This is a genomic window from Vibrio sp. 10N.247.311.13 (assembly GCF_041467595.1).
Classification (GTDB): Bacteria; Pseudomonadota; Gammaproteobacteria; order Enterobacterales; family Vibrionaceae; genus Vibrio; species Vibrio crassostreae_C.
This window is the reverse complement of sequence record NZ_JBFSUX010000003.1, coordinates 141,422-161,655: the sequence shown is the minus strand read 5'-3', so window position 1 is coordinate 161,655 and position 20,234 is coordinate 141,422. Positions and strand designations below refer to the sequence as shown.

The following is a 20,234-nucleotide window of genomic DNA, read 5'->3' as shown; positions in this document are numbered from 1 at the left end:
AGTATCACTTATTAAACTCATACTATGAGCTGTTTAAGGCAATTATTCAACTCACATTATGAGCCGAATAATGAGTTAATCGCATCACAGAGGTTGCAAGAGTAACTCCTAACCTACAAAACTATTCACTCACCGCGAACACATCGCAGCGTGAGGCGCAGATGAAGTCATTTTTGTGCAGGCCTTTGATTGAGTGGCTCCACCAAGTGACGGTGACTTTGCCCCACTCCAATAAGATCGAAGGATGGTGGAACTCTTCTTCTGCCAGTTCTGACACTATGTTGCTGAATGCCCATGCTTGCTTGTAGTTCTTAAACTTGAACACCTTCTCAAGCTGCGGGATGCCGTCTCTTTCGATGATCTGCCAGTCTGACAACTCCAACAGTAAAGATTGTTGTTCATCTTCACTTAGGGCAATCGCGTCGATACTGCAGGCTTCGCATTTTTGTTCATTCAACATGTGTTGGTTCCTTGGGTTCAAAAAGTGGTGGTAGTAACCCCGCATCGATGGCGAGATCAGCTTGCTGTAATAGGTTTTCCTGACTGATTTTAAAGAGCTCAGATAGCTCGTCGATCACGTAATATTTCGGCTGCATGATGTCGATACGATAAGGCGTTCTTAAAACCGTTTGCAGATCGAACCGCTCGCGAACGGCCAAATCCCCTCCCAACGCATACATAGTTTCCGCTGGAGACGAAAGAATGCCACCGCCATAGATTTTCAGTTGTTGGCCTTCTTTTACTAAACCGAACTCAACCGTAAACCAATACAAACGGGCAAGATAAGAGCGCTGTTTAGATGTGGCGGCTTGGCCTAGTTTTCCATAATGCTCAGTGAAAGCCGCGAAATCGGCATTAGTGAGCATGGCACAATGGCCGAAAATTTCATGAAAGAAATCAGGTTCTTGTAAGTAATCGAACTCGTCTCGCGTTCTCAGAAATGTCGCAACTGGGAATTTCTTGTTGGCGAGCAAATCAAAGAATCGGTCGAAATCGATCAATGCAGGCACAGGCTGAACTTGCCAACCGGTTGTTTCCATTAGCACTTTATTTATCTCTGGCAACTGAGGAACTCTGTCCAATGGCAGATCCAGCAAGGTCAGACCGTGCAAATAGGCATCGCAAGCGCGGTCACTAATGACGTCCAGTTGCCTTTTCACCAAGTCGTGCCAAATGGCATCTTCTTCGAGGCTCCACTCAACCCATCCCTCTTGGCTCACGGGCTTAGAATGATATTGAGTCATTACACACCTCCTTTCGAATGTCTCACTTTAAGCCTATCTCCACTCCTTATAAGCGCCAATTTGCGCGATTTTTCGAAACAAGCGATCGTGTAACATTTTATTTACACAATTCCACCAAGCGCTTATTTTGCTGAACTTTTGACTTTGTAAAACCTAAATACCAGACTGAAAACGTTAACTTTTTGTTAAAGGTAAAGGAATGCACGAAAGCAATAAGCCCATTTGGCAGCCAAGCGAGCAGCGTATCGCCAATGCCAACTTAACCCGATTCATCGATAGCCTTGAACAGTCTTGGTTAAACCTAGATAGGGACGTAAAAAACTATGCCGAACTCCACCAATGGTCTGTAGTTCAGCCGGAATCGTTTTGGCAAAACGTGTGGCAGTTTTGTGGAGTAGTCGGCTCACAAGACTCTATTAACAAGGCAGAAAGCGAGACCATCAAAGCTCAAGGTGGGAGCCGCTGGCAGCAGCCTAAATCGAACCGTGATGCGGTTTGGTTTCCCAATGCACAAGTAAACTACGCCGAGAACTTGCTGCGTTTGGCACACACCATGCCTGATGAGCTTGCGATTTGGTTTGAGAATGAACGTGGCGAACAACAGAGTTATACATGGGAAACCCTGTGTGAAGCTGTCTCTAGTGTTCAGCAATGGCTTGTCGATAGCGGAGTGAAACAAGGTGATATAGTTGCTGCGTATACTCCCTATCTGCCACAAACCGTGATAGCCATGCTAGCCGCCACCAGCTTAGGCGCGATTTGGACATCGACCTCGCCTGATTTTGGAGTAGAGAGTGTGATTGAGCGATTCGGACAGGTGAAACCTAAGGTGCTGTTCACCTGTGACGGTTACACCTTCAATGGCAAAACGTTCGATATGGCGGGCAAGAACCGTGAAATCATCGAACACTTAAACGAATTAAAACAGGTGTGTGAGATCGGTTATTTGAAACCGAGTAATGACTTAGAGAAGAGCGATTTAGAGAAGAAAAAAGTTGAACATGATGTGTCGATTCTAAGCTGGCACAGCATCATTAATCACTATCAGACAAAACCTCTTCGATTTACTCGTGTCGGCTTCAATGAACCGTTGTTTGTACTCCACTCTTCCGGCACCACAGGCAAACCCAAATGTATAGTGCATTCTGTCGGTGGCACTACCATCAACCACCTAAAAGAGCATCAGCTTCATTGCGATATTAAACCAAGAGATCGCGTGTTCTACTACACCACTTGTGGTTGGATGATGTGGAACTGGCACGTATCTGCGCTCGCCAGCGGTGCTTGTTTGGTTATCTTTGATGGTAGCCCGGTTTACCCGCAACCTAACGTTCTATGGGATTTAGCGCAGCGTGCTGACGTATCGACATTTGGCACCTCAGCCAAGTACATAGAAGCGATTGAGAAAGCCGAACTCTCACCAATCGACAGCCACTCTCTGCCTCAATTAAGAACACTGTGCTCGACGGGTTCTGTGCTTTACCCAGAGCAGTTCGATTACGTTTACAAACACATCAAGCAAGATCTGCATTTAGCGTCGATTTCTGGCGGCACGGATATTTGTGGCTGCTTTGTTTTGGGTAACCCAATCTCGCCTGTGTATCGCGGTGAGTGCCAACAGGCCGGGCTCGGCGTCGACATCAAGGTGTTCAATTCGTCTGGTCAAAAGGTCGATCACGAACGTGGCGAATTAGTATGCACCAACTCCCTACCCAACTTCCCCGCTGGCTTTTGGAATGACACCGGAGAGCGCTATCACAGCACCTATTGGGATAGGTTCGACAATGTGTGGCATCACGGTGATGAAGTCGCACAGAGCGAACATGGCGGCTACCTGTTCTACGGGCGAGGCGACACCACACTCAACCCCGGTGGCGTGCGAATTGGTACGGCCGAAATCTATCAGCAAGTGAACACCATTGACGGCATCATCGATTCGATAGCAGTCGGTAAAAACATCGACCGCAATGAACAGGTATGGCTGTTTGTTCAGCTGCAGCAAGGTGTGAGTTTAGATGAAAAGTTACTGACAGCCATCAAAAGCAAACTCAAATCCTCTTGTTCGCCAAGACACGTGCCAAGCCAGATATTTGCGATCAGCGATGTGCCAAAAACACGATCTGGCAAACTGGTGGAGTTGGCTGTGAAACAGGTGATCAATGGCAAAAATGTAGAAAACCTCGGGGCTATCGCTAACGCCGAGGTTTTGGAAGAGATAAAGAGTGTTGTTTCGCTTTAGTGTTCCTATCTCAAAAAATCCAAGCTAGAAGAAAGTAAAGTAACCAGTTATCTATGCGAAACCTGACGAATATCTGAGTTGATGTCATCAATAAGCTGTCTTGCTGATTCATCTCTTTGCTTCACTAATGCAATGAACAGCAAATCAGTAATAATGTTTTGAGCTGTTCGGGATGCTATCGATGAACTTCGGTATTGGCTTTCATCAGCAATCGTATCAAAGGATAAATCCGCGATGCTTCGAAGTTTACTTTTACGAGCGGAGGTAAGAGCGATGACCTTAACACCTTGCTCCTTTGCTGTTTCTGCGGCGATTAACACATCTTTTCTTTCCCCTGAAAACGAAATAACAACTTGGACATCTTGCGGGGTAAGCGTACGGGCTATCGCTATCTGAACGTGACTGTCTTGTTCTGCTAAAGCGGTAATGCCTAATTTCAGCAATTTAAAGCTAAACTCTTTTGCCGTGAGTGCTGAGCCTCCAATACCCACGACTTGCACTCTATTGGCACCATCTAACAGTCGAATAGCTTCCGTGCAGGTATCAAGTGACAGCGCATTGGTTGTCTGGATCATCGCATCGGTTTTTTCTTGCACAAGCTTTTGAGAAATAACGCTGAATGGGTCATCGGCCAGAATATTACTGTGCAGTGGGGTGGTTTGAATGGCGTGCTTTCGACCTATATCCTCCGTCAGCGCTAACTTGAATTCACTGTAGCCTTTAAAACCAATTCGCTGCGTAAATTTCACGATACTTGATTGACTCACGTTGGTCGCTTGCGCCAGTTCTTGGCTTGTCAATGAGGCTGCCTGTTCCACATTTGATGTTATCCAATCCGCAATTTTTCTCGCATTGGCAGAGAGCTGAGTACGACGGCTGACAATTTTATTCACGACTGACACATTTCACCTCGATTATTTTAGAATAAAATATTCCTAATGAAGAATAATGAATATTCAGTTCAAACCGCCACTTAAGTCGGAATGCCTGGGATTTAGTATAAATTTATCACAATTATTCCACCTAAATCACCACTTCAGAATAACTCTAACTGTGATTTTTATCACTCAAACGGAATATTTTATTCTTTAGTATCGCCCTCAGTTTGTATTGGGTAAGAGAACAAGTAATGAAGATCGATTTGAACCGTTTGGTTACAGAGAGCCGCAATCCTGCAAGCGCAGACATTGATAAGCTATCAACAATTGACATGCTAGCCGTCATCAACAAAGAAGACCAACGTGTTGCGTTAGCCGTAGAAGAAGTCCTTCCTCACATTGCAAAAGCCGTTGACGCGATCACAAGTGCTTTTGCAAAAGGTGGCCGATTAATCTACATCGGCGCTGGCACTTCTGGGCGCTTAGGCATTTTAGATGCAAGCGAATGCCCACCGACTTATGGCACGAGCCCTGAACAAGTCATTGGCGTTATTGCTGGCGGGCACCAAGCCATCTTAAAAGCTGTAGAGAACGCGGAAGATGATCCTGCGATCGCACAAGCAGATTTAAAATCGTTGGCGCTAACAGAGTCAGACGTAGTCGTCGGAATAGCCGCGAGCGGTCGAACTCCATATGTGTTGGGTGGCCTCACCTATGCTCGATTCATCGGAGCGACCACTGTGTCAATTTCATGTAACCCCGGATCTCCAATGGCAAATTCCGAAGACATTGCGATTACTCCAGTTGTCGGCCCTGAAGTGGTGACTGGGTCATCAAGAATGAAGGCCGGTACCGCTCAGAAATTGGTTCTCAATATGTTGACCAGCGGCGCCATGATCCGCAGTGGGAAAGTGTTTGGAAATTTGATGGTTGATGTAGAGGCGACCAACGCCAAACTCGTCCAACGTCAAATCAACATTGTTATTGAAGCAACCGGAGTTGACAGCAAACACGCTGAATATGCGCTTAACGCTTGTAATAACAACTGCAAAACCGCAATTCTCATGATTTTGGCTGGCATCAGCGCCGAAGAAGCCTGTGCACGACTCAATAAAAGCGGTGGTTTCATCCGAACTGCACTCGCCGACGAATAATTAAATTCAGTTATAAAAGGTAATTCAAATGGCAAAAATAACGCCTACCATGATTGAAGCTTTACTGTTGGCCGTTGGCGGCAGTGGCAACATTCGTAAATGTGGGAACTGCATGACCCGCTTACGTTTAGCCCTCGTAGACATCAATCAAGCGTCTCTGGATACCATCAAGAAAACCCCAGGCGTTCTGGGTGTGGTAGAGAGTGACGAACAACTTCAGATCATTCTTGGGCCAGGTAAAGCGCAACAAGCTTCTGATCTGATGAACAGCTTGATGCTTGAGCAGCCTGAAGCGACCGTAAAACAAACTAATGCAGAGGAAGATTTGTCTACGGTTGCGGCTGAACAAAAAAAGCAAATGAAGAGCAAGCAAACCAGTGGAGTACAGCGATTTCTTAGTAAGTTCGCTACCATCTTTACCCCCTTAATCCCTGGCTTTATCGCGGCGGGTCTGTTGCTTGGTTTTGCAACCTTACTTGAGCAGACCTACATTATCGATCAAGAACCAAGCAAGTCGCTGTTAGACCTTGTTGCCTACATGAAAGTATTTGGTACCGGCCTTTTTGCCTTTTTGAGCATTCTGATTGGCTATAACGCCCAGCAAGCCTTTGGCGGCTCTGGCGTTAACGGGGCGATTCTGGCTTCACTGTTCGTCTTGGGATATGACCCAACCGCCACGTCCGGCGTCTACTCAGGGATGAATGAGTTTTTCGGATTCTCTATCGACCCGCGTGGCAACATCATTGGGGTATTACTCGCGGCAATCACCGGTGCTTACGTAGAGAAACTGGTTCGAAAATACATGCCCGATGACCTCGATATGATCCTAACGTCTGTCGTCACGCTTCTCATTATGGGCGCGGTCACCTACTTGTTGATCATGCCGATTGGTGGCGAGTTGTTCAAAGGCATGTCTTGGTTATTCCTTAACTTAAACGACAACCCATTTGGTGCCGCTTTACTGGCTGGCCTATTTCTTATCTCTGTCGTGTTTGGTATTCACCAAGGGTTTGTTCCTGTCTATTTTGCACTTATGGAAGCGCAAGGCTTTAACTCTCTGTTCCCAATCTTGGCGATGGCGGGTGGCGGTCAGGTCGGCGCGTCAATGGCGTTGTACTTCAAAGCCCAAAAAGACTCTCTTCTTCGCACTCAAGTCAAAGGGGCTATTGTGCCTGGTTTGTTGGGTATAGGTGAGCCGCTGATTTACGGCGTCACACTTCCACGAGTAAAACCGTTTGTTACCGCTTGTATTGGCGGTGCAGCAGGCGGGTTCTTTATTGGATTGGTCTCTTACTTAGGGATGCCAGTCGGTTTAAATACAGTGTTTGGCCCATCGGGTATTGTCGCTGTGCCATTAATGACTTCTAACAGCGGTATTTTTGCAGGGATGGCGGTGTTTGTTATTGGTCTTCTTATTTCGTATGTCGTGGGTTTCTTTGCTACGTACATGTTTGGTTCCAAAAACGTTGATTTAACTTAGGTAAAAGCAGTGATGAAATTGAATAAGATCATTTTGAGTACAGCAGTATTGTCTGTTGTGGGTTGTTCGAGTGGCATGAATAAATTCAGTAATCAAGACCTAGAGCAGTACCAGCAACAACCAGAAAAATACGCTGAAAGCGTCGTAAGTATGATGAATAACAGAGAGTTAATCGGTCAAACATTGATGATGGATTTTCGCTCGTGGGGCAAAGACCCATACACCGATGAAGAGATCCCTGTAACTCGAATTAACCATGACATAAGCTCGATGATCACCGACTACCATATCGGCGGTGTAATTCTATTTCGCCAAAATCTAGTGAATTCGAATCAAATCGTCGAGTTCACTGATGCCTTGCAAGAGGCGAGCAGTAACCTACCTCTTCTCATCGCGACTGACCAAGAAGGCGGTTACGTCACTCGATTGCAGAATGGCACAGAGATGCCAGGAAACATGGCGCTAGCTGCCTCTGGTGACGCGAACAATGCTTACGTTGCTGGCCAGATTCACGGCTCAGAGCTGTCCGCTTTAGGCATTAACTACAACTTCGGCCCTGTGGTTGATGTCAATGTGAACCAGAACAACCCGATCATTGGTGTGCGCTCGTACAGCAGCAATGTTGATGTGATCAATGAAATGTCTACCGCCTACATGGATGGTATTCATGAAGCTGGCGTCATCAGTGCACTGAAGCACTTTCCTGGGCATGGCAATGTGAGCGTCGATTCTCACTACGACTTACCAGAAGTGAGCTACTCGCGCGAAGAGTGGGAAGCGATCGACCTTGCCCCATTTAAGTACGCGATTGAGCACGGTACCGATTCAATTATGTCTGCGCACGTGACGCTACCAAGCGTAGATGACACCATGATCAAAGCGACCTTAAGTGACAAAGAAATGTTGATTCCAGCAACGTTCTCTAAACCTATTTTGACAGGGGTTTTACGTGACCAAATTGGCTTTGATGGCCTGATTGTGACCGATGCGCTCGATATGGGGGCCATCGCTGACAACTTTGATCGCAACTACGCGGTTCACGCTTCACTGGTCGCCGGTGCTGATATTGCTTTGATGCCGCTTCAAATTACCAACCAAGAAGAAATCAAACAGTTGGAAAGCCTATTTGTCTACCTAGAAGACAAAATGGAAACCAATCCAGAGTTCCTTGAGCGTATGAAAGAAGCCGCAACTCGCGTTATAAAGAAAAAGCTTCAAATGGGTCTGGTTTACCAAACCACAGACAAACAGTTTGCCATCGACTCAGTAGGCTCTGAAGCGAACAAACTTGAAGAGAAAAAGGTCGCTGATGCATCAATCACGCTTATTGAAAACCAAAATAATGTATTGCCTGTCGATCCAAGTGAAGCCAGCAATATCCTAGTTATTTCTGATGAAGATAGCCGCAATGCACTTGTAACCAAGTACCTGAACGTTGTGAAACAAGAGACAGGTAATCACCCAATGTTCATTAGCGAGCAGAAAGCGGCATTAATGGAAGATAACTTAAATGAAAATGAGCTTCGTAGCACCATTGTAAAGTCCGATCTGATTATCATGTCGACATACAACCTAATGGGCCACGCGGCAAATGCTCAGAAAATCGTAGATATCGCGAACGCTGAAGGCAAAAAACTGGTGATGATTTCAACGCGTAATCCTTACGACATTGCCCATGTAGACGGTGTACAAGCGAACATCGCTATTTACGGTATCACAGGGTTCGACGTGACCAACAATGACCGCAATTCACTTGAAGCAAACATTAGCTCTGGTATTCGCACCTTGTTTTTAAACCCTCAAACGGGACTGCCTCTGAACGCACCAACAGGAACTCTTCCAGTAGATGTAAAAAATGACAACGGTGACGTTATTTACCCATTCGGCCATTCAGTGAACTACCAATAATTCGTCCTAGGAATAATAAAAATGATAAATAAAAAGTCTGGAGCTACCCTACTAGCACTGCTTCTACCTAGTCTCGCGCTTGCGACTGAAGACAACGCCGTAAAAGTTGAAACGGAAGAGCTAACCCAAAACTTTACCTCTGAGTGGAACGTTGCGTCGAACATTTACATGGAAATGGAAAAGTTTGAAGGGCACAGAGACCCTGATGGCAATGCAGTGATAGACAAACTCACCCCAGTCGCACAGCTATTCATTAATAGCCCTAACTCCAAATGGAGCTATTTTCTTGAACATAAAGTGGCGCGCCGTTCGATCACTGAGGATCTAAATAACACAGATAACTCGTTTCAACGAAACCGTACTCAGATTGGTGCGACTCGTAACTTAGTTCGCAACGATGATGTGGTCTTTAATCTGAACGCTACATACCGAAAAGAATCTAACGACTCTGCACCGGGAACAGATGCTCGTGGCAGCAACAACCTGTACTGGATAATGCCTAGTGGTGAGTTTAAGATCACCGATAAACTCTCATTCTCTTACTGGGATGCGTTTTACTACTATGATCGCTTCGTAGGAGAGAACGATTACGAGTGGGAAGCGGAGCATGGTTTTGCGTATAAACACAGTGATAGTTTCACAGCAAAAGTCTACCTATACACCGATTGGACTTGGGATAACGACCAAAACAAGAACTGGGAACAAAACCAGATTCGTGGGTACTTCCCAACTAAAATTAATGACAAATGGAGCGTGATGCCTTATTTCCGCTACTTCATCAACGAGAAAATCTATGATGCGTCAAACAACTACAACGTCGTCAATGAGACAGACGACGGGCTGCGTTTAGGTTTGAATATCGACTATAAACTGAGCCCTAAATCAACGTTGTGGGTAGGTATGGCTTACGAAGAAACCAAGTGGGATGAGTCTAAGTCTGCGGGCCTAACCAGTGGTTCAGACAACAGCCAGAAATTCTATCTAGCTCAAGCGGGTTGGAAGTATAAGTGGTAACAGCTTGATTATATTTTCGATGTAACAACATACCAACCGGAGGCGCGTTCTCCGGTTGGTATACTAATGATCATGACTTCTCCCGTTTCATTGATACTAATCTGCACCAATAAAACTGCACACTCAATCAAGCGACTTTCCAATACGTGAAGATATTCGTATATTGCTAAATGAGCAATCAGGCTAGAACAGAATAGTCCAAAAACGGTTTTGGTAGCGTAAGGGAAAAGTATTTGCGTTTACATCAGTGAATCTACATGGAATCATTCGCATCCGCTTGATTCTCTGGCATCGCCTCAATAAAAGCAGGTAACTGATTGCACGCTTCGACAATTGAGTTAATCAGCGGATAAGGCGACATATCAACGCCAAAGCGCAGCGCATTATACACCTGTGGCACCAAGCAAATATCGACAATGCATGGTGAATCGGTGAGGCTATAAACCGAATCACCGTGTGCTTTTCTGTGCTTTGCCAGTTTCTCTTCTAGAGCACGGAAACCTTGGTTCATCCAATGATGAAGCCAGTCCATTCTCGCCTCTTGCTCGCACGACAATTCCCGCTCCAAATACTGCAACACGCGCAGGTTGTTCAGAGGGTGAATTTCTATCGCAATATCCTGAGCCATTGCCAACGCTTGATAGCGCAATGGTGTTTGCTCGGGAATCAACAATGAGTCTGGGCTGCTCTCACATAAATAGCTTTCATCCAAATATTGCAAAATAGTCAGCGACTGATTGAGTTTAACTTCACCATCCACCAGCACAGGCACTAACTCACTGGCGTTGAGCTCACGATAATGTGGATCATGCTGCTCGCCGCCATTACGCACCAAATGCACCGATTTAGACTCATAGTCGAGTTGCTTTAGGTTCAATCCAATACGCACCCGATAGGCAGCCGAAGAGCGCCAGTAACCGTAAAGTGTCATGTTCTGATTCATACAATGATCTCGCTTGAGCTGAATCTTTATAATATGGGCTATAACGCTCGATATTGACTGACTTTTTGGTCAATCGCGCCAAAGATCGAGTCACCCGCTTCATCAAACATCTCAAGCTTGATCGAGTCACCAAACGACATGAATTGAGTCGACGGTTTGCCATCGCGAATCGTCTCTATCATGCGCACCTCGGCAATGCATGAATAGCCCACGCCGCCCTCGGCAATTGAGGTGCCGTGGTCAGTGCCTTGCTTGTTGGAAACCGTGCCAGAGCCAATGATCGCACCAGCCGACAGTGGACGAGTCTTCGCAGCATGCACAACTAGTTCGGCAAAATTGAAAGTCATATCGACGCCCGCATTCGGACAACCAAAAGGCTGGTCATTGTAGGTTGAAGTCAGTGGCAGGTGTACCTTACTGCCTTTCCACTGTTCACCTAGCTCATCAGGCGTAACGGCAACCGGGGAAAACGCTGAAGAGGGCTTAGACTGGAAGAAACCAAAGCCCTTGGCGAGCTCTGCTGGAATCAAGCCACGCAGCGACACATCGTTCACCAACATCAGCAGACGAATCGAATCGTGCGCTTGCTTAGCACTAGCACCCATTGGCACATCTCCGGTGACAACCGCGACTTCACCCTCGAAATCGATACCCCATTCATCACTGGCAAATTCAATATTGTCACGTGGACCAATAAAGGCATCTGAGCCGCCTTGATACATTAATGGATCGACCCAGAAGCTTTCTGGCATTTCAGCACCACGCGCCTTACGCACCAGTTCAACGTGGTTTACATAAGCGCTGCCATCAGCCCATTGATAAGCGCGTGGCAATGGTGATTCACAATACTGAGTGGCAAACACTTCACTGCCAGTCACATGCCCGTTATTGAGCGAGGTGTATAACTCTTCTAACTGAGGAGCAACGCTGTCCCAGTTATCCAAGGCTACCTGCATGGTGGGTGCAAGATGCATTGCGTGGAAAATCTCCGTCGCTGGCACGCACTGTTTGAGATCTTTACTCACGACCATCAATAGGCCATCGCGAGTACCATTTTTCTTGGTTGCTAATTTCATCCTTGTTGCCCCTTACTTCTCTTGCCAACTGTAGACATATTCTTTGTTCTCAACGCTATCAAGTTCGTCAGAGAACTGCAGTGCATGGCGAGTATCGATCATCACCGCCACTTCATCGGTGAACTTTTTCTTATACGCTTGCCCAGCCTTAAAGGCTTTCGGGTGAGGTCCATGAGTGAAGCCCGCAGGGTGGAAGGTCACCATGCCCGCTTCAATATTATCGCGGCTGAAGAAGTCCCCTGCGTGATAGAAAAGCACTTCGTCGTAATCATCATTGTTGTGGTAGAACGGCACTTTCAACGCCCCAGGGTCGCTCTCAATCGGACGTGGTACAAAGGTGCACACCACAAAGCCTGCGCCAACAAAGGTCGTGTGTGCAGACGGTGGCAAATGGTAGCGATGTGACATCAACGGTCTAATATCACGCCAATTCACTTTGACCACGGCTAAGTCGCCATGCCAGCCAATTGCATCCAATGGATTGAACGGATAGGTGATCACACTGGCTTTGTCGTGGCGTTTCACCTGAACTTGGGTTTGTTCTTCGGAGTACTGAGCGCGAAACTGGTCGTTGATCGACGGGATATCAAGAACCGCCGGATCAAACACCGCGTGATTGCCGACCATGCCTTTCTCTGGCAGGGAGTAAGCCGCGTCTGTGTTCTCTATCATCAAGATGAACATCGGCTCCCTTGGCTCCAAGCGCCAGTTGGTTGAGCGCGGGATCATCACGTAATCCCCTTCACTCACTTCTAAATGACCATAGTCGCAATAGAGATTTGCACTGCCTTGGTGAATAAACAACAGCTCATCACCATCGGAATTACGCACCAAGAAATCCATCTTCTCGTCCATGCGCCACACTCGGATTTTGCAGTCAGCGTTGTGCAAAAGATGAGGCACCGCCCAAGGGGTTATCTGGCTGGCTTTTTCCACCAGCGTAAAATCAAAAGCGCGAGGGCGTAAATCACCTTCCCACTCCGACCAACCTGTTGGGGCATGTTGGTGATGGAAGTGAGCGGCAGGGCCGAAGAAACCACTTCGACCCGCCTCTCGCTCATAGATTGCCTCTTCAGGGAAGTCGGCATGCGCTTGTTTAGAACACACCCCCTCCCGATGAGGAAACGAGATCCATTTATGCATCGTCTAATACTCCTCGACGAATCTGGTCCTCTTCAATCGATTCAAACAGCACCTTGAAGTTGCCTTCGCCAAAACCTTCGTTGCCTTTACGCTGAATGATTTCAAAGAACACAGGCCCGATTACTGTCTGCGTGAAAATTTGCAGCAAGATGCCGTCTTTAGTCGGCGCACCATCAATCAGCACACGTAGGTCACGTAGCAGATCGGTGTCTTCACCGTGGCCCTTCACACGATCGTCAACTTTCTCATAATAGGTGTCTGGGGTTGGCATAAAGTCCATGCCGCGATCACGCAAGGTTTTCACCGTTTTGTAGATATCATCCGTAGCAAGTGCGATGTGTTGGATACCTTCGCCGTTGTATTCACGAATGAACTCTTCGATTTGTGATTTGTCGTCTGAAGACTCATTGATAGGGATGCGGATTTTGCCACATGGCGAGGTCATGGCTCTGCTCACAAGGCCTGTCAGCTTGCCTTCAATGTCGAAGTAGCGAATCTCGCGGAAGTTACCGATGCGCTCATAAAACCCAGACCAAACATCCATATTGCCTTGTTTCACGTTGTGCGTGAGATGGTCGATTTCATACAAGCCAACATTGGCTTCGGCCATGCGCTGTTCCGCATCGTCATAGAATCGGAAATCGACGTCATAGATGCTCTGCTTGCCATAACGATCCACAAAATAGAGCAGGCTTTCACCGATGCCGTAAATGGCAGGAATACTCAGCTCCATCGGCCCTATTTCTGTTTTGTACTCTTCACCGCCGCCCTTAAACGCTTGTTCCATTGCAGCTGTCGCTTCGTTGACACGAAAAGCCATGCCACAGACCGATGGCCCATGCACTTTAGCGAACGCTTCCGCTTGGCTGTGCGGTTGTTCATTAACGATGAAGTTGATGTCACCTTGTCGATACAGCCAAGCCTCTTTTGAGCGATGCTTGGCGACCTCAGCAAAACCAAGTGACACAAACAGTGCTTTAAGTTGCTCAATTCCCTTGTGGTCAACGGCCGTGTATTCAACAAACTCGAATCCATCCGTGCCAAGCGGGTTGTATGTATCCACCATGAACTTTCTCCTTGTACCTATTGGTTTTGTATTACGTGTTTTTTGTCCTTAATTAAATTTGGCCCACAAGCGGAAAGATTGGAATGCATCGAAGGAAATGGGCAATAACGCTAAAAACACGTCAAATTGTAAAATATTTGTTACACACAAACCCTCACAACAACAAAGTGAGTGCTATCAAGGGATTGAAGAGTGGTGGTTTGATTTACAGCAAAGCAAGAGATGTTACTTAATTGTTACAATTGATTTTTTTGGCTAAAGCAGAAAGAGATAAGTGTATGTTGAACGTAAAAAGAGCATCACAAAACAGGTGATGCTCTTTTAAAAAGCTTCATATCCCAGCGGTATTCTTATGGGACGAAGTATCAAACCTAACCCATTACTTTAATGGTTGACGGTCAAATAGAGGTTGTTTCTCTCGTGAGCCCATCATCAATTTAGGCAATCACAGAACGAGACTTTTTCAAGCGAACTGAAAGCACGGACATTAAACTGATAAGCACCAATAGCCCGGTACCGGCACCACTACGTTCAACATCTTCAGCGCTATCATCACTTCTTTCAGCAATGTCTTCACTTGTTGCTCCAGATATCGGGATAAGTTTTACAGCCACTACCCTCTCGTCACCTACTCCATCATTACAATAAGCAAAGTGTGCGGTTGAATCATAAGCCATAGAAGAGGAGCTACTTTCACTCGCAAAACATTGTATTGCCGTCCCTGAGATAACACCCGCGTCATTAATGTCGGTTGCGTCCAATATTCTAAAGTGGTTGTTGGCATCACTGTCGTCACCACCGTTAGTTAGGTCGTCTAACCACCAAGCTTGATCATTATATCTTGCACGTCTATCAGCATCGGTACCAGTGTCGTTATAAGGGAAAATGAAGCCGCGATGCCTTCTTTCATGTCCGTCTACTTCAGCGTGAGTTTCGGCGTCAACATAGCCAACGATTTCATTGTAGCTGTTGATCTCACTTGCTTTTCCCTCTGCACTGTCAAAGAAAATGTCTTCACCTAAACTTGCGAAGAATGTGGCTGTTGGCGTTGTGTCATTCGCATCAGCGACGAACATACGATTATCAGACACACGATCCGACGGATAATCACCATCTCGTTTTGCATAACCAATAACCATCATGTTTTCATTAATGTCTGTTGCGACAGAATTACTGTGAATGTATGAATCACTCACTTCTACCGTCGCATTAGCGATAAATGTAGTCGTCCAAGCATTTTCCGAAACGCTGAAATTTGACGTACTGCTTGGCCTAAACACAGCAGCCTGCATAAGAAAGTTATCTGAATCATCTAGTTCCGTATTGTAACCAACTAAAACAGGATAAGAGCTATATGTCCCTCTAGACGAAATCGTTGCAGCCCTCACACTCGCTTGTGCTGAAGCTTCATCATCGTTGTAAGAGTAATAGGTCAAACTGGTTTCCCAATCGGATACTGCAAAACGGTTTCCATCATCATTGGGACCATTCGCATCGGTTATATTCCAGACAAAAGCTCGATTAGCAAAAGCAAAGTTCTGACACTCTGGATATAAAGCAGGCTCAATATCTTCATCGATACAATTATCTAGATCCTCAGCATCACTGTCGGATGTGTACGGAGAGTCATAATCTTTGTATCCATCACTGTAATAAAAAGTCGCAACGGACGCGCTTCCGACCACATAGCTTTCCCCTCCATAACTGAAAGAGTCAAAAGCCATCGTTCTTCCCATTTGGGATATTATATTCGCTTCGCCGTCAGCATCGCTGATCGTAATGCTGGTATCGGCTTCAGGTTGGAGAACCGTAAATTCAGTGCCTGTATCGTAGTAACCACGCTGCCTATACAACTGAATATATTGGTTGTTATAACTGTAGTAACCACTGCTGGTGTTACCAAGAACAAAACCATTCTCGTCAACTTTAGTGATGACCTTCTCCTCTGTTCCATCAACAAAGGAATAACTATAACTGCTCACATCAGGTGGGTTGCTGCCAACATCTGGGATCTCGCTTAGCGAAGAAGAATCATAAAAAGCCGTGAAATTGGTCTGATAGCTCAGCCCGTAATACGCATCACGCTCATTTTTCAAGCCTCCAATGCCCGCATCATCATCGCCATACCACAATAAAGAACTCCAAGCTTCACAAGTCGCGTAGCCAAGTTCGCTCGTGCAGTAGCTATAGATATCGTCATAATCCAAATAGTAGAACGTGTTATCGATACCAAAGGGGACCTCCTCTTTAAAGGAAAAACCTGGTTCTGCATTTTGAGCTTCCCCTGCGAATGCGTAGTCGGTGTCACCACAACTGGTACTAAAGCAATCCGTTGTACCAAGCTCTGGTTCAACTGCGACCCCATACACCGATTCAGTTTCTACTGGTGATTCCTCCAAAACCACCCTATAAAGCGCAGCGTTACTATAAGAAGCAACCAACAACGTAGAAGAGACAACGACTGATTTTTTTACCATTGCCTTCATTCTACGGCTCCTAAAAAATAATCCATTTCAATACCAACGATAGCTTTCTGCCTTTATTGCTAAAGGCATTAAATTCATGAGTTCAATAGTGGACTAGGATAAAAATAGAAAATGTGGAAACTATGTAGAAACAATGGAGGTTTAAACAACCTGACTTGATGGGCTGATGATCTGATGCCCTATTAAAGTTAAACGCTAACTTTCATCTCCTAGATTTATCCATTTTCTCTGCTAATTTGATCGCTAACCTATTTGCGTCAAAGAAATACACTTATATTTGGTTACGAATAGGAATTAAATTATGAACAAAATCACGACAGCATTACTTTTACTGACATCGACATTCGCGCTTCAAGCGTGTGCTGAAAGCCGTGAAGGCCCAAGAGAAATGCCAAGCTTTGAAGAAATGGATGCAAACGGTGATGGCGAATTACAATTAGAAGAGCTCAGAGGTCCACTCGCCGATGACTTTGATAAACTAGACGCAGATGGAAGCGGTGGTCTATCGGAAGAGGAAGTTCCGCCACCACCACCAAGACGTCAATAATGGTTAGAGGGTTATCCTAAAATAGTGATAATTCAATGCGAGCTGATGGGGTATAGCACCCTGTCAGCTCGCTATTCATTTCTAACAAAAGAGTGCTTATACATGGCCTAAGATGAATAAAGAAATCAATGTCCATATTTCCCACACGATCGAGGGCTAATATTGGTTTATCTCATTTTATTGTCTTAACTCACTCTATCGTCTTAATTCACTTTAATTTCTGGAGAGAACGTGCGCATATCAATTTTCACCAAACTGTTTGTTTCAATACTAATGGTGTGCGTGACCATGCTCTTTGTACTGACCTATTTTATTAACTCCAGTTTTCAAAGAGGGCTCCAAGATTTCACAAATAATAATGAGATTGCCCTAGCTCAAGAACTCGCCAATAACTTAAAGCAATATTACTCACCTTCCGAAAAATGGAGGCGGCTAGAGCGTGAACCACATTTAATCGCCAGTAGCATTGGCGGCCCCTCACGACCACATCCTCGTGACAGACACCCATCGCCACCACCATTAAGAGAGCCGGAATCGCCAGGCCTTCAACCTATTTGGCAACGACTCAACATTTTAGATCAAGACGGGCGAGCCATAATTGGACCGCCTGAAAACCTACATCACCTTGAAGATGGTCAGCATCAAGCGCTAGTCGAAATAACACGGGATGATCAAGTTATTGGGTATATCTCCATCGTCCAGATGGATGAAATATCAGGGCCTTTAGCAGAAAGCTTTTTCAAACAACAAACGACGCATGTAAGCACTATCGCATCGATTACCGTGTTGCTTTCATTCCTTATCTCTTTGTTTCTTGTTAGGCGATTTTTGAAACCATTGCGTGCTTTGTCGAAAGGTGCCAAATCTATCGAAAATGGCGATCTCGATTTCTACATTAAAAAAAGCGGCAATGATGAATTGTCTGATCTCATCGGAATATTCAACGGTGTTGTCGAGACACTAAGAAAACAGAAAACACTTAGAGAACAGTGGTTATCAGATATTTCACATGAACTTAGAACGCCTATCACCGTGCTTAGAAGTGAACTAGAAGCGCTACAAGACGGTATCCGATCACCTGAACCAAAATACATCGACTCGTTACATCAACAAATCATCACACTGGGTCAACTCGTTGAGGATCTTCACCAACTCTCCCTGTATGACATCGGATTTAACCTCAATGTTAAAAACAACGTTGATATACATAAACTGATTGATTCTGTGATCGTTCAAAACTCGATCCGTTTAGAACAAAAAAACATCACATTAACAAAGCACTATGACCATTCGGCGCCACTGTTTACCTCGTGTGATGAGAGATTACTGACACAACTGTTTGTGAATCTGTTGGAAAATAGCGCACGATACACTAGCGATAATGGGCATGTATCGATAGATGTTACCGACATTAGTGATAGTATTATTATCAACGTTGAAGACAGTGATCCAGGTGTACCTGATGCATCACTTCCGCGTTTGTTTGAGAGGCTTTACCGCGTTGATAAATCGCGCAGTCGCTCAAGTGGCGGTTCTGGGCTTGGCTTATCTATCTGTAAAAATATCGTTGAAGCGCACCAAGGACACATTACTGCCGACCACTCAGAATTGGGTGGACTACGAATCATCATAGCGTTACCAAAGGAAATAAAATCGTGATCTTAGTCGTCGAAGATGAGCCTGCATTAGCAAGTGTACTGTGTGAGTACTTAGAGCACTCTGGCCTTGAAAGTCATCATATTATCGATGGTAACCTTGTCATTGACTGGGTAAAGCAAGCATCGCCTAAACTCATTATTCTCGACCTCATGCTACCCAATAGAGACGGGTTGGATATTTATCGAGAGCTGAGAACGTTCAGTGACATCCCAGTGGTTATGGCGACAGCCAAGGTCGAAGAGATCGATCGACTCGTTGGGCTTGAATTGGGTGCAGATGATTATATATGTAAGCCGTACAGCCCGAGAGAAGTAGTCGTGAGGGTGAAAAATATTTTGCGCCGTTCCAACAAGCCCCAAGCCACGTCAGCAACGAACGCCATTGATATTGATGAATTGAGTATGACCGCCGTCCTATGTGGTATTAAGCTAAGTTTAACGCCAGCTGAGTTTCGGCTTTTGCACCTTCTTTATCAAAATGTTGGCCGCATTTATAGTCGCGATCAATTGATTGATAAAATCTACGACGATAGAAGAGTGGTCAGTGATCGCACTATCGATAGCCATATTAAAAACTTACGCAAAAAAATGGTCTCGATAAATGAAAAATGTGACTACATCAAATCCATTTACGGGATAGGTTACAAACTAGAAATAGAATAATACGAATCATAAAGCCGCTTTCATCAGCGGCTTTTTTCGTTCTAAAGCGAACATAATTCAAAGATGAGATCAGCGTTAATCCCAGTTGAGAATCGACCAGTTCAGTTGATCGGCTAACGCTTTTAAACGCGGACATGGGTTCACCAGATAGGCAAAATCGGCATGTTCACACAAAGGTAAGTCGTTGATTGAATCCGTATAAAAGTGGATATCTGAGTAATTGGTTTCTTGATTGTCTAACCACTCTTTTAAACGCGTCACTTTGCCTTCACGATAGCTTGGTACGCCTGATATTTGAGACGTGAAACGACCTTGGTTTTCAATCAAATCAATACCGAGTGCATTCTCGATACCAATCTTACGGCCGACCGCTTCTACTAAGAAAGTGACGCTGGCTGAGATGATCAACATGTCGATATCGTCACGCTCTAACTGCTCAATCAAAGGTTTCGACTGCTTGAACTGTTTAGGCAAAATATGCTGTTCAACACACTCTTCCACCAAGGCGGTGACTTGCTCTGTTGGCATATCGGCTAATGGCTGCATGGAAAACGTGAGGTAATCTTCCATGTTCAGTTTGCCTTCCGAATACAGGCCCATTAAGCGTTTATCTTCATCAATAAAGTTGGGCGCAGTGGCAATGCCCTTTTCAACCAAGAACTCATTCCAGAGCATCGCTGCATCGGCATTGATCAGCGTTTCGTCCATATCAAATACATACAAAGGTTTGAACAT

General features: G+C 45.5%; 17 protein-coding genes. 8 read left to right on the top strand and 9 right to left on the bottom strand.

What is annotated here, in order from left to right:
* Positions 1 to 121: 121 nt before the first annotated feature.
* Together AB6E52_RS02645 and phhA are read right to left on the bottom strand one after the other, a co-directional pair.
* A complete protein-coding gene (locus AB6E52_RS02645) occupies positions 122 to 460 on the bottom strand; it encodes a 4a-hydroxytetrahydrobiopterin dehydratase (protein WP_017065112.1) in 339 nt (112 codons plus the stop codon).
* Entirely contained in the window at positions 450 to 1,244 is a 795-nt protein-coding gene (gene phhA, locus AB6E52_RS02640) for a phenylalanine 4-monooxygenase (RefSeq protein WP_102320950.1), read from the bottom strand. The genes AB6E52_RS02645 and phhA overlap by 11 nt, the downstream gene beginning before the upstream one ends.
* Before the next feature lie 199 nt (positions 1,245 to 1,443).
* Here phhA and AB6E52_RS02635 point away from each other — a divergent pair, with 199 nt between their 5' ends.
* Entirely contained in the window at positions 1,444 to 3,483 is a 2,040-nt protein-coding gene (locus AB6E52_RS02635) for an acetoacetate--CoA ligase (RefSeq protein ID WP_102320949.1), read from the top strand.
* A 47-nt stretch (positions 3,484 to 3,530) separates the two neighbouring features.
* On the opposite strand, the gene AB6E52_RS02630 is transcribed toward AB6E52_RS02635, so the two are convergent.
* A complete protein-coding gene (locus tag AB6E52_RS02630) occupies positions 3,531 to 4,385 on the bottom strand; it encodes an SIS domain-containing protein (protein ID WP_017065115.1) in 855 nt (284 codons plus the stop codon).
* Positions 4,386 to 4,612: 227 nt separating this feature from the next.
* Between AB6E52_RS02630 and murQ the strand changes: the two genes are divergently transcribed.
* Genes murQ through AB6E52_RS02610 form a run of 4 tightly spaced genes read left to right on the top strand, consistent with a single transcriptional unit; the run spans position 4,613 to position 9,917 of the window.
* Positions 4,613 to 5,515 (top strand): N-acetylmuramic acid 6-phosphate etherase, encoded by a 903-nt coding sequence (murQ, locus tag AB6E52_RS02625; RefSeq protein WP_102320948.1) that lies wholly within the window; start codon positions 4,613 to 4,615, stop codon positions 5,513 to 5,515.
* 28 nt (positions 5,516 to 5,543) lie between these two features.
* A complete protein-coding gene (gene murP, locus AB6E52_RS02620; RefSeq protein ID WP_102320947.1) occupies positions 5,544 to 6,995 on the top strand; it encodes a PTS N-acetylmuramic acid transporter subunit IIBC in 1,452 nt (483 codons plus the stop codon).
* 12 nt (positions 6,996 to 7,007) lie between these two features.
* Positions 7,008 to 8,903, top strand: coding sequence for a glycoside hydrolase family 3 protein (locus AB6E52_RS02615; RefSeq protein ID WP_102320946.1), 1,896 nt, complete (start codon positions 7,008 to 7,010; stop codon positions 8,901 to 8,903).
* A gap of 21 nt (positions 8,904 to 8,924) precedes the next feature.
* The gene (locus AB6E52_RS02610; RefSeq protein WP_017065119.1) at positions 8,925 to 9,917 is read left to right on the top strand and encodes an OmpG family monomeric porin; all 993 of its coding nucleotides are present in this window, start codon (positions 8,925 to 8,927) and stop codon (positions 9,915 to 9,917) included.
* A gap of 253 nt (positions 9,918 to 10,170) precedes the next feature.
* Here AB6E52_RS02610 and maiA read toward each other — a convergent pair whose 3' ends face one another.
* From maiA to AB6E52_RS02585, 5 genes are all read right to left on the bottom strand, one after another.
* Positions 10,171 to 10,860, bottom strand: a complete 690-nt coding sequence (gene maiA / locus AB6E52_RS02605; RefSeq protein WP_102320945.1) for a maleylacetoacetate isomerase — start codon at positions 10,858 to 10,860, stop codon at positions 10,171 to 10,173.
* Positions 10,861 to 10,898: 38 nt separating this feature from the next.
* The gene (locus AB6E52_RS02600) at positions 10,899 to 11,936 is read right to left on the bottom strand and encodes a fumarylacetoacetate hydrolase family protein (protein ID WP_102320944.1); all 1,038 of its coding nucleotides are present in this window, start codon (positions 11,934 to 11,936) and stop codon (positions 10,899 to 10,901) included.
* 12 nt (positions 11,937 to 11,948) lie between these two features.
* Positions 11,949 to 13,079, bottom strand: coding sequence for a homogentisate 1,2-dioxygenase (locus AB6E52_RS02595; RefSeq protein ID WP_102320943.1), 1,131 nt, complete (start codon positions 13,077 to 13,079; stop codon positions 11,949 to 11,951).
* The gene (hppD, locus tag AB6E52_RS02590; protein ID WP_102320942.1) at positions 13,072 to 14,145 is read right to left on the bottom strand and encodes a 4-hydroxyphenylpyruvate dioxygenase; all 1,074 of its coding nucleotides are present in this window, start codon (positions 14,143 to 14,145) and stop codon (positions 13,072 to 13,074) included. The genes AB6E52_RS02595 and hppD overlap by 8 nt, the downstream gene beginning before the upstream one ends.
* A 437-nt stretch (positions 14,146 to 14,582) precedes the next feature.
* A complete protein-coding gene (locus AB6E52_RS02585; protein WP_102320941.1) occupies positions 14,583 to 16,631 on the bottom strand; it encodes a DUF3466 family protein in 2,049 nt (682 codons plus the stop codon).
* 301 nt (positions 16,632 to 16,932) lie between these two features.
* On the opposite strand from AB6E52_RS02585, the gene AB6E52_RS02580 reads away from it, so the two are divergent.
* The 3 genes from AB6E52_RS02580 (at position 16,933) to AB6E52_RS02570 (ending at position 19,499) form a co-directional block, all read left to right on the top strand.
* Positions 16,933 to 17,178 (top strand): hypothetical protein, encoded by a 246-nt coding sequence (locus tag AB6E52_RS02580; protein ID WP_017072318.1) that lies wholly within the window; start codon positions 16,933 to 16,935, stop codon positions 17,176 to 17,178.
* Positions 17,179 to 17,466: 288 nt separating this feature from the next.
* Positions 17,467 to 18,837: an ATP-binding protein gene (locus AB6E52_RS02575; protein WP_102320940.1), complete on the top strand. Its 1,371-nt coding sequence runs from the start codon at positions 17,467 to 17,469 to the stop codon at positions 18,835 to 18,837.
* Positions 18,834 to 19,499, top strand: a complete 666-nt coding sequence (locus AB6E52_RS02570; RefSeq protein WP_010432275.1) for a response regulator — start codon at positions 18,834 to 18,836, stop codon at positions 19,497 to 19,499. The genes AB6E52_RS02575 and AB6E52_RS02570 overlap by 4 nt, the downstream gene beginning before the upstream one ends.
* A 75-nt stretch (positions 19,500 to 19,574) precedes the next feature.
* On the opposite strand, the gene AB6E52_RS02565 is transcribed toward AB6E52_RS02570, so the two are convergent.
* Entirely contained in the window at positions 19,575 to 20,234 is a 660-nt protein-coding gene (locus AB6E52_RS02565) for an HAD family phosphatase (RefSeq protein ID WP_102320939.1), read from the bottom strand.

Coding starts and splice junctions, on each gene's coding strand:
- AB6E52_RS02645 (WP_017065112.1), bottom strand. CDS start 460: ATGTTGAATGAACAAAAATGCGAAGCCTGCAGTATCGACGCGATTGCC.
- phhA (WP_102320950.1), bottom strand. CDS start 1,244: ATGACTCAATATCATTCTAAGCCCGTGAGCCAAGAGGGATGGGTTGAG.
- AB6E52_RS02635 (WP_102320949.1), top strand. CDS start 1,444: ATGCACGAAAGCAATAAGCCCATTTGGCAGCCAAGCGAGCAGCGTATC.
- murQ (WP_102320948.1), top strand. CDS start 4,613: ATGAAGATCGATTTGAACCGTTTGGTTACAGAGAGCCGCAATCCTGCA.
- murP (WP_102320947.1), top strand. CDS start 5,544: ATGGCAAAAATAACGCCTACCATGATTGAAGCTTTACTGTTGGCCGTT.
- AB6E52_RS02615 (WP_102320946.1), top strand. CDS start 7,008: ATGAAATTGAATAAGATCATTTTGAGTACAGCAGTATTGTCTGTTGTG.
- AB6E52_RS02610 (WP_017065119.1), top strand. CDS start 8,925: ATGATAAATAAAAAGTCTGGAGCTACCCTACTAGCACTGCTTCTACCT.
- maiA (WP_102320945.1), bottom strand. CDS start 10,860: ATGAATCAGAACATGACACTTTACGGTTACTGGCGCTCTTCGGCTGCC.
- AB6E52_RS02600 (WP_102320944.1), bottom strand. CDS start 11,936: ATGAAATTAGCAACCAAGAAAAATGGTACTCGCGATGGCCTATTGATG.
- AB6E52_RS02595 (WP_102320943.1), bottom strand. CDS start 13,079: ATGCATAAATGGATCTCGTTTCCTCATCGGGAGGGGGTGTGTTCTAAA.
- hppD (WP_102320942.1), bottom strand. CDS start 14,145: ATGGTGGATACATACAACCCGCTTGGCACGGATGGATTCGAGTTTGTT.
- AB6E52_RS02585 (WP_102320941.1), bottom strand. CDS start 16,631: ATGAAGGCAATGGTAAAAAAATCAGTCGTTGTCTCTTCTACGTTGTTG.
- AB6E52_RS02580 (WP_017072318.1), top strand. CDS start 16,933: ATGAACAAAATCACGACAGCATTACTTTTACTGACATCGACATTCGCG.
- AB6E52_RS02575 (WP_102320940.1), top strand. CDS start 17,467: ATGCTCTTTGTACTGACCTATTTTATTAACTCCAGTTTTCAAAGAGGG.
- AB6E52_RS02565 (WP_102320939.1), bottom strand. CDS start 20,234: ATGTTCAAACCTTTGTATGTATTTGATATGGACGAAACGCTGATCAAT.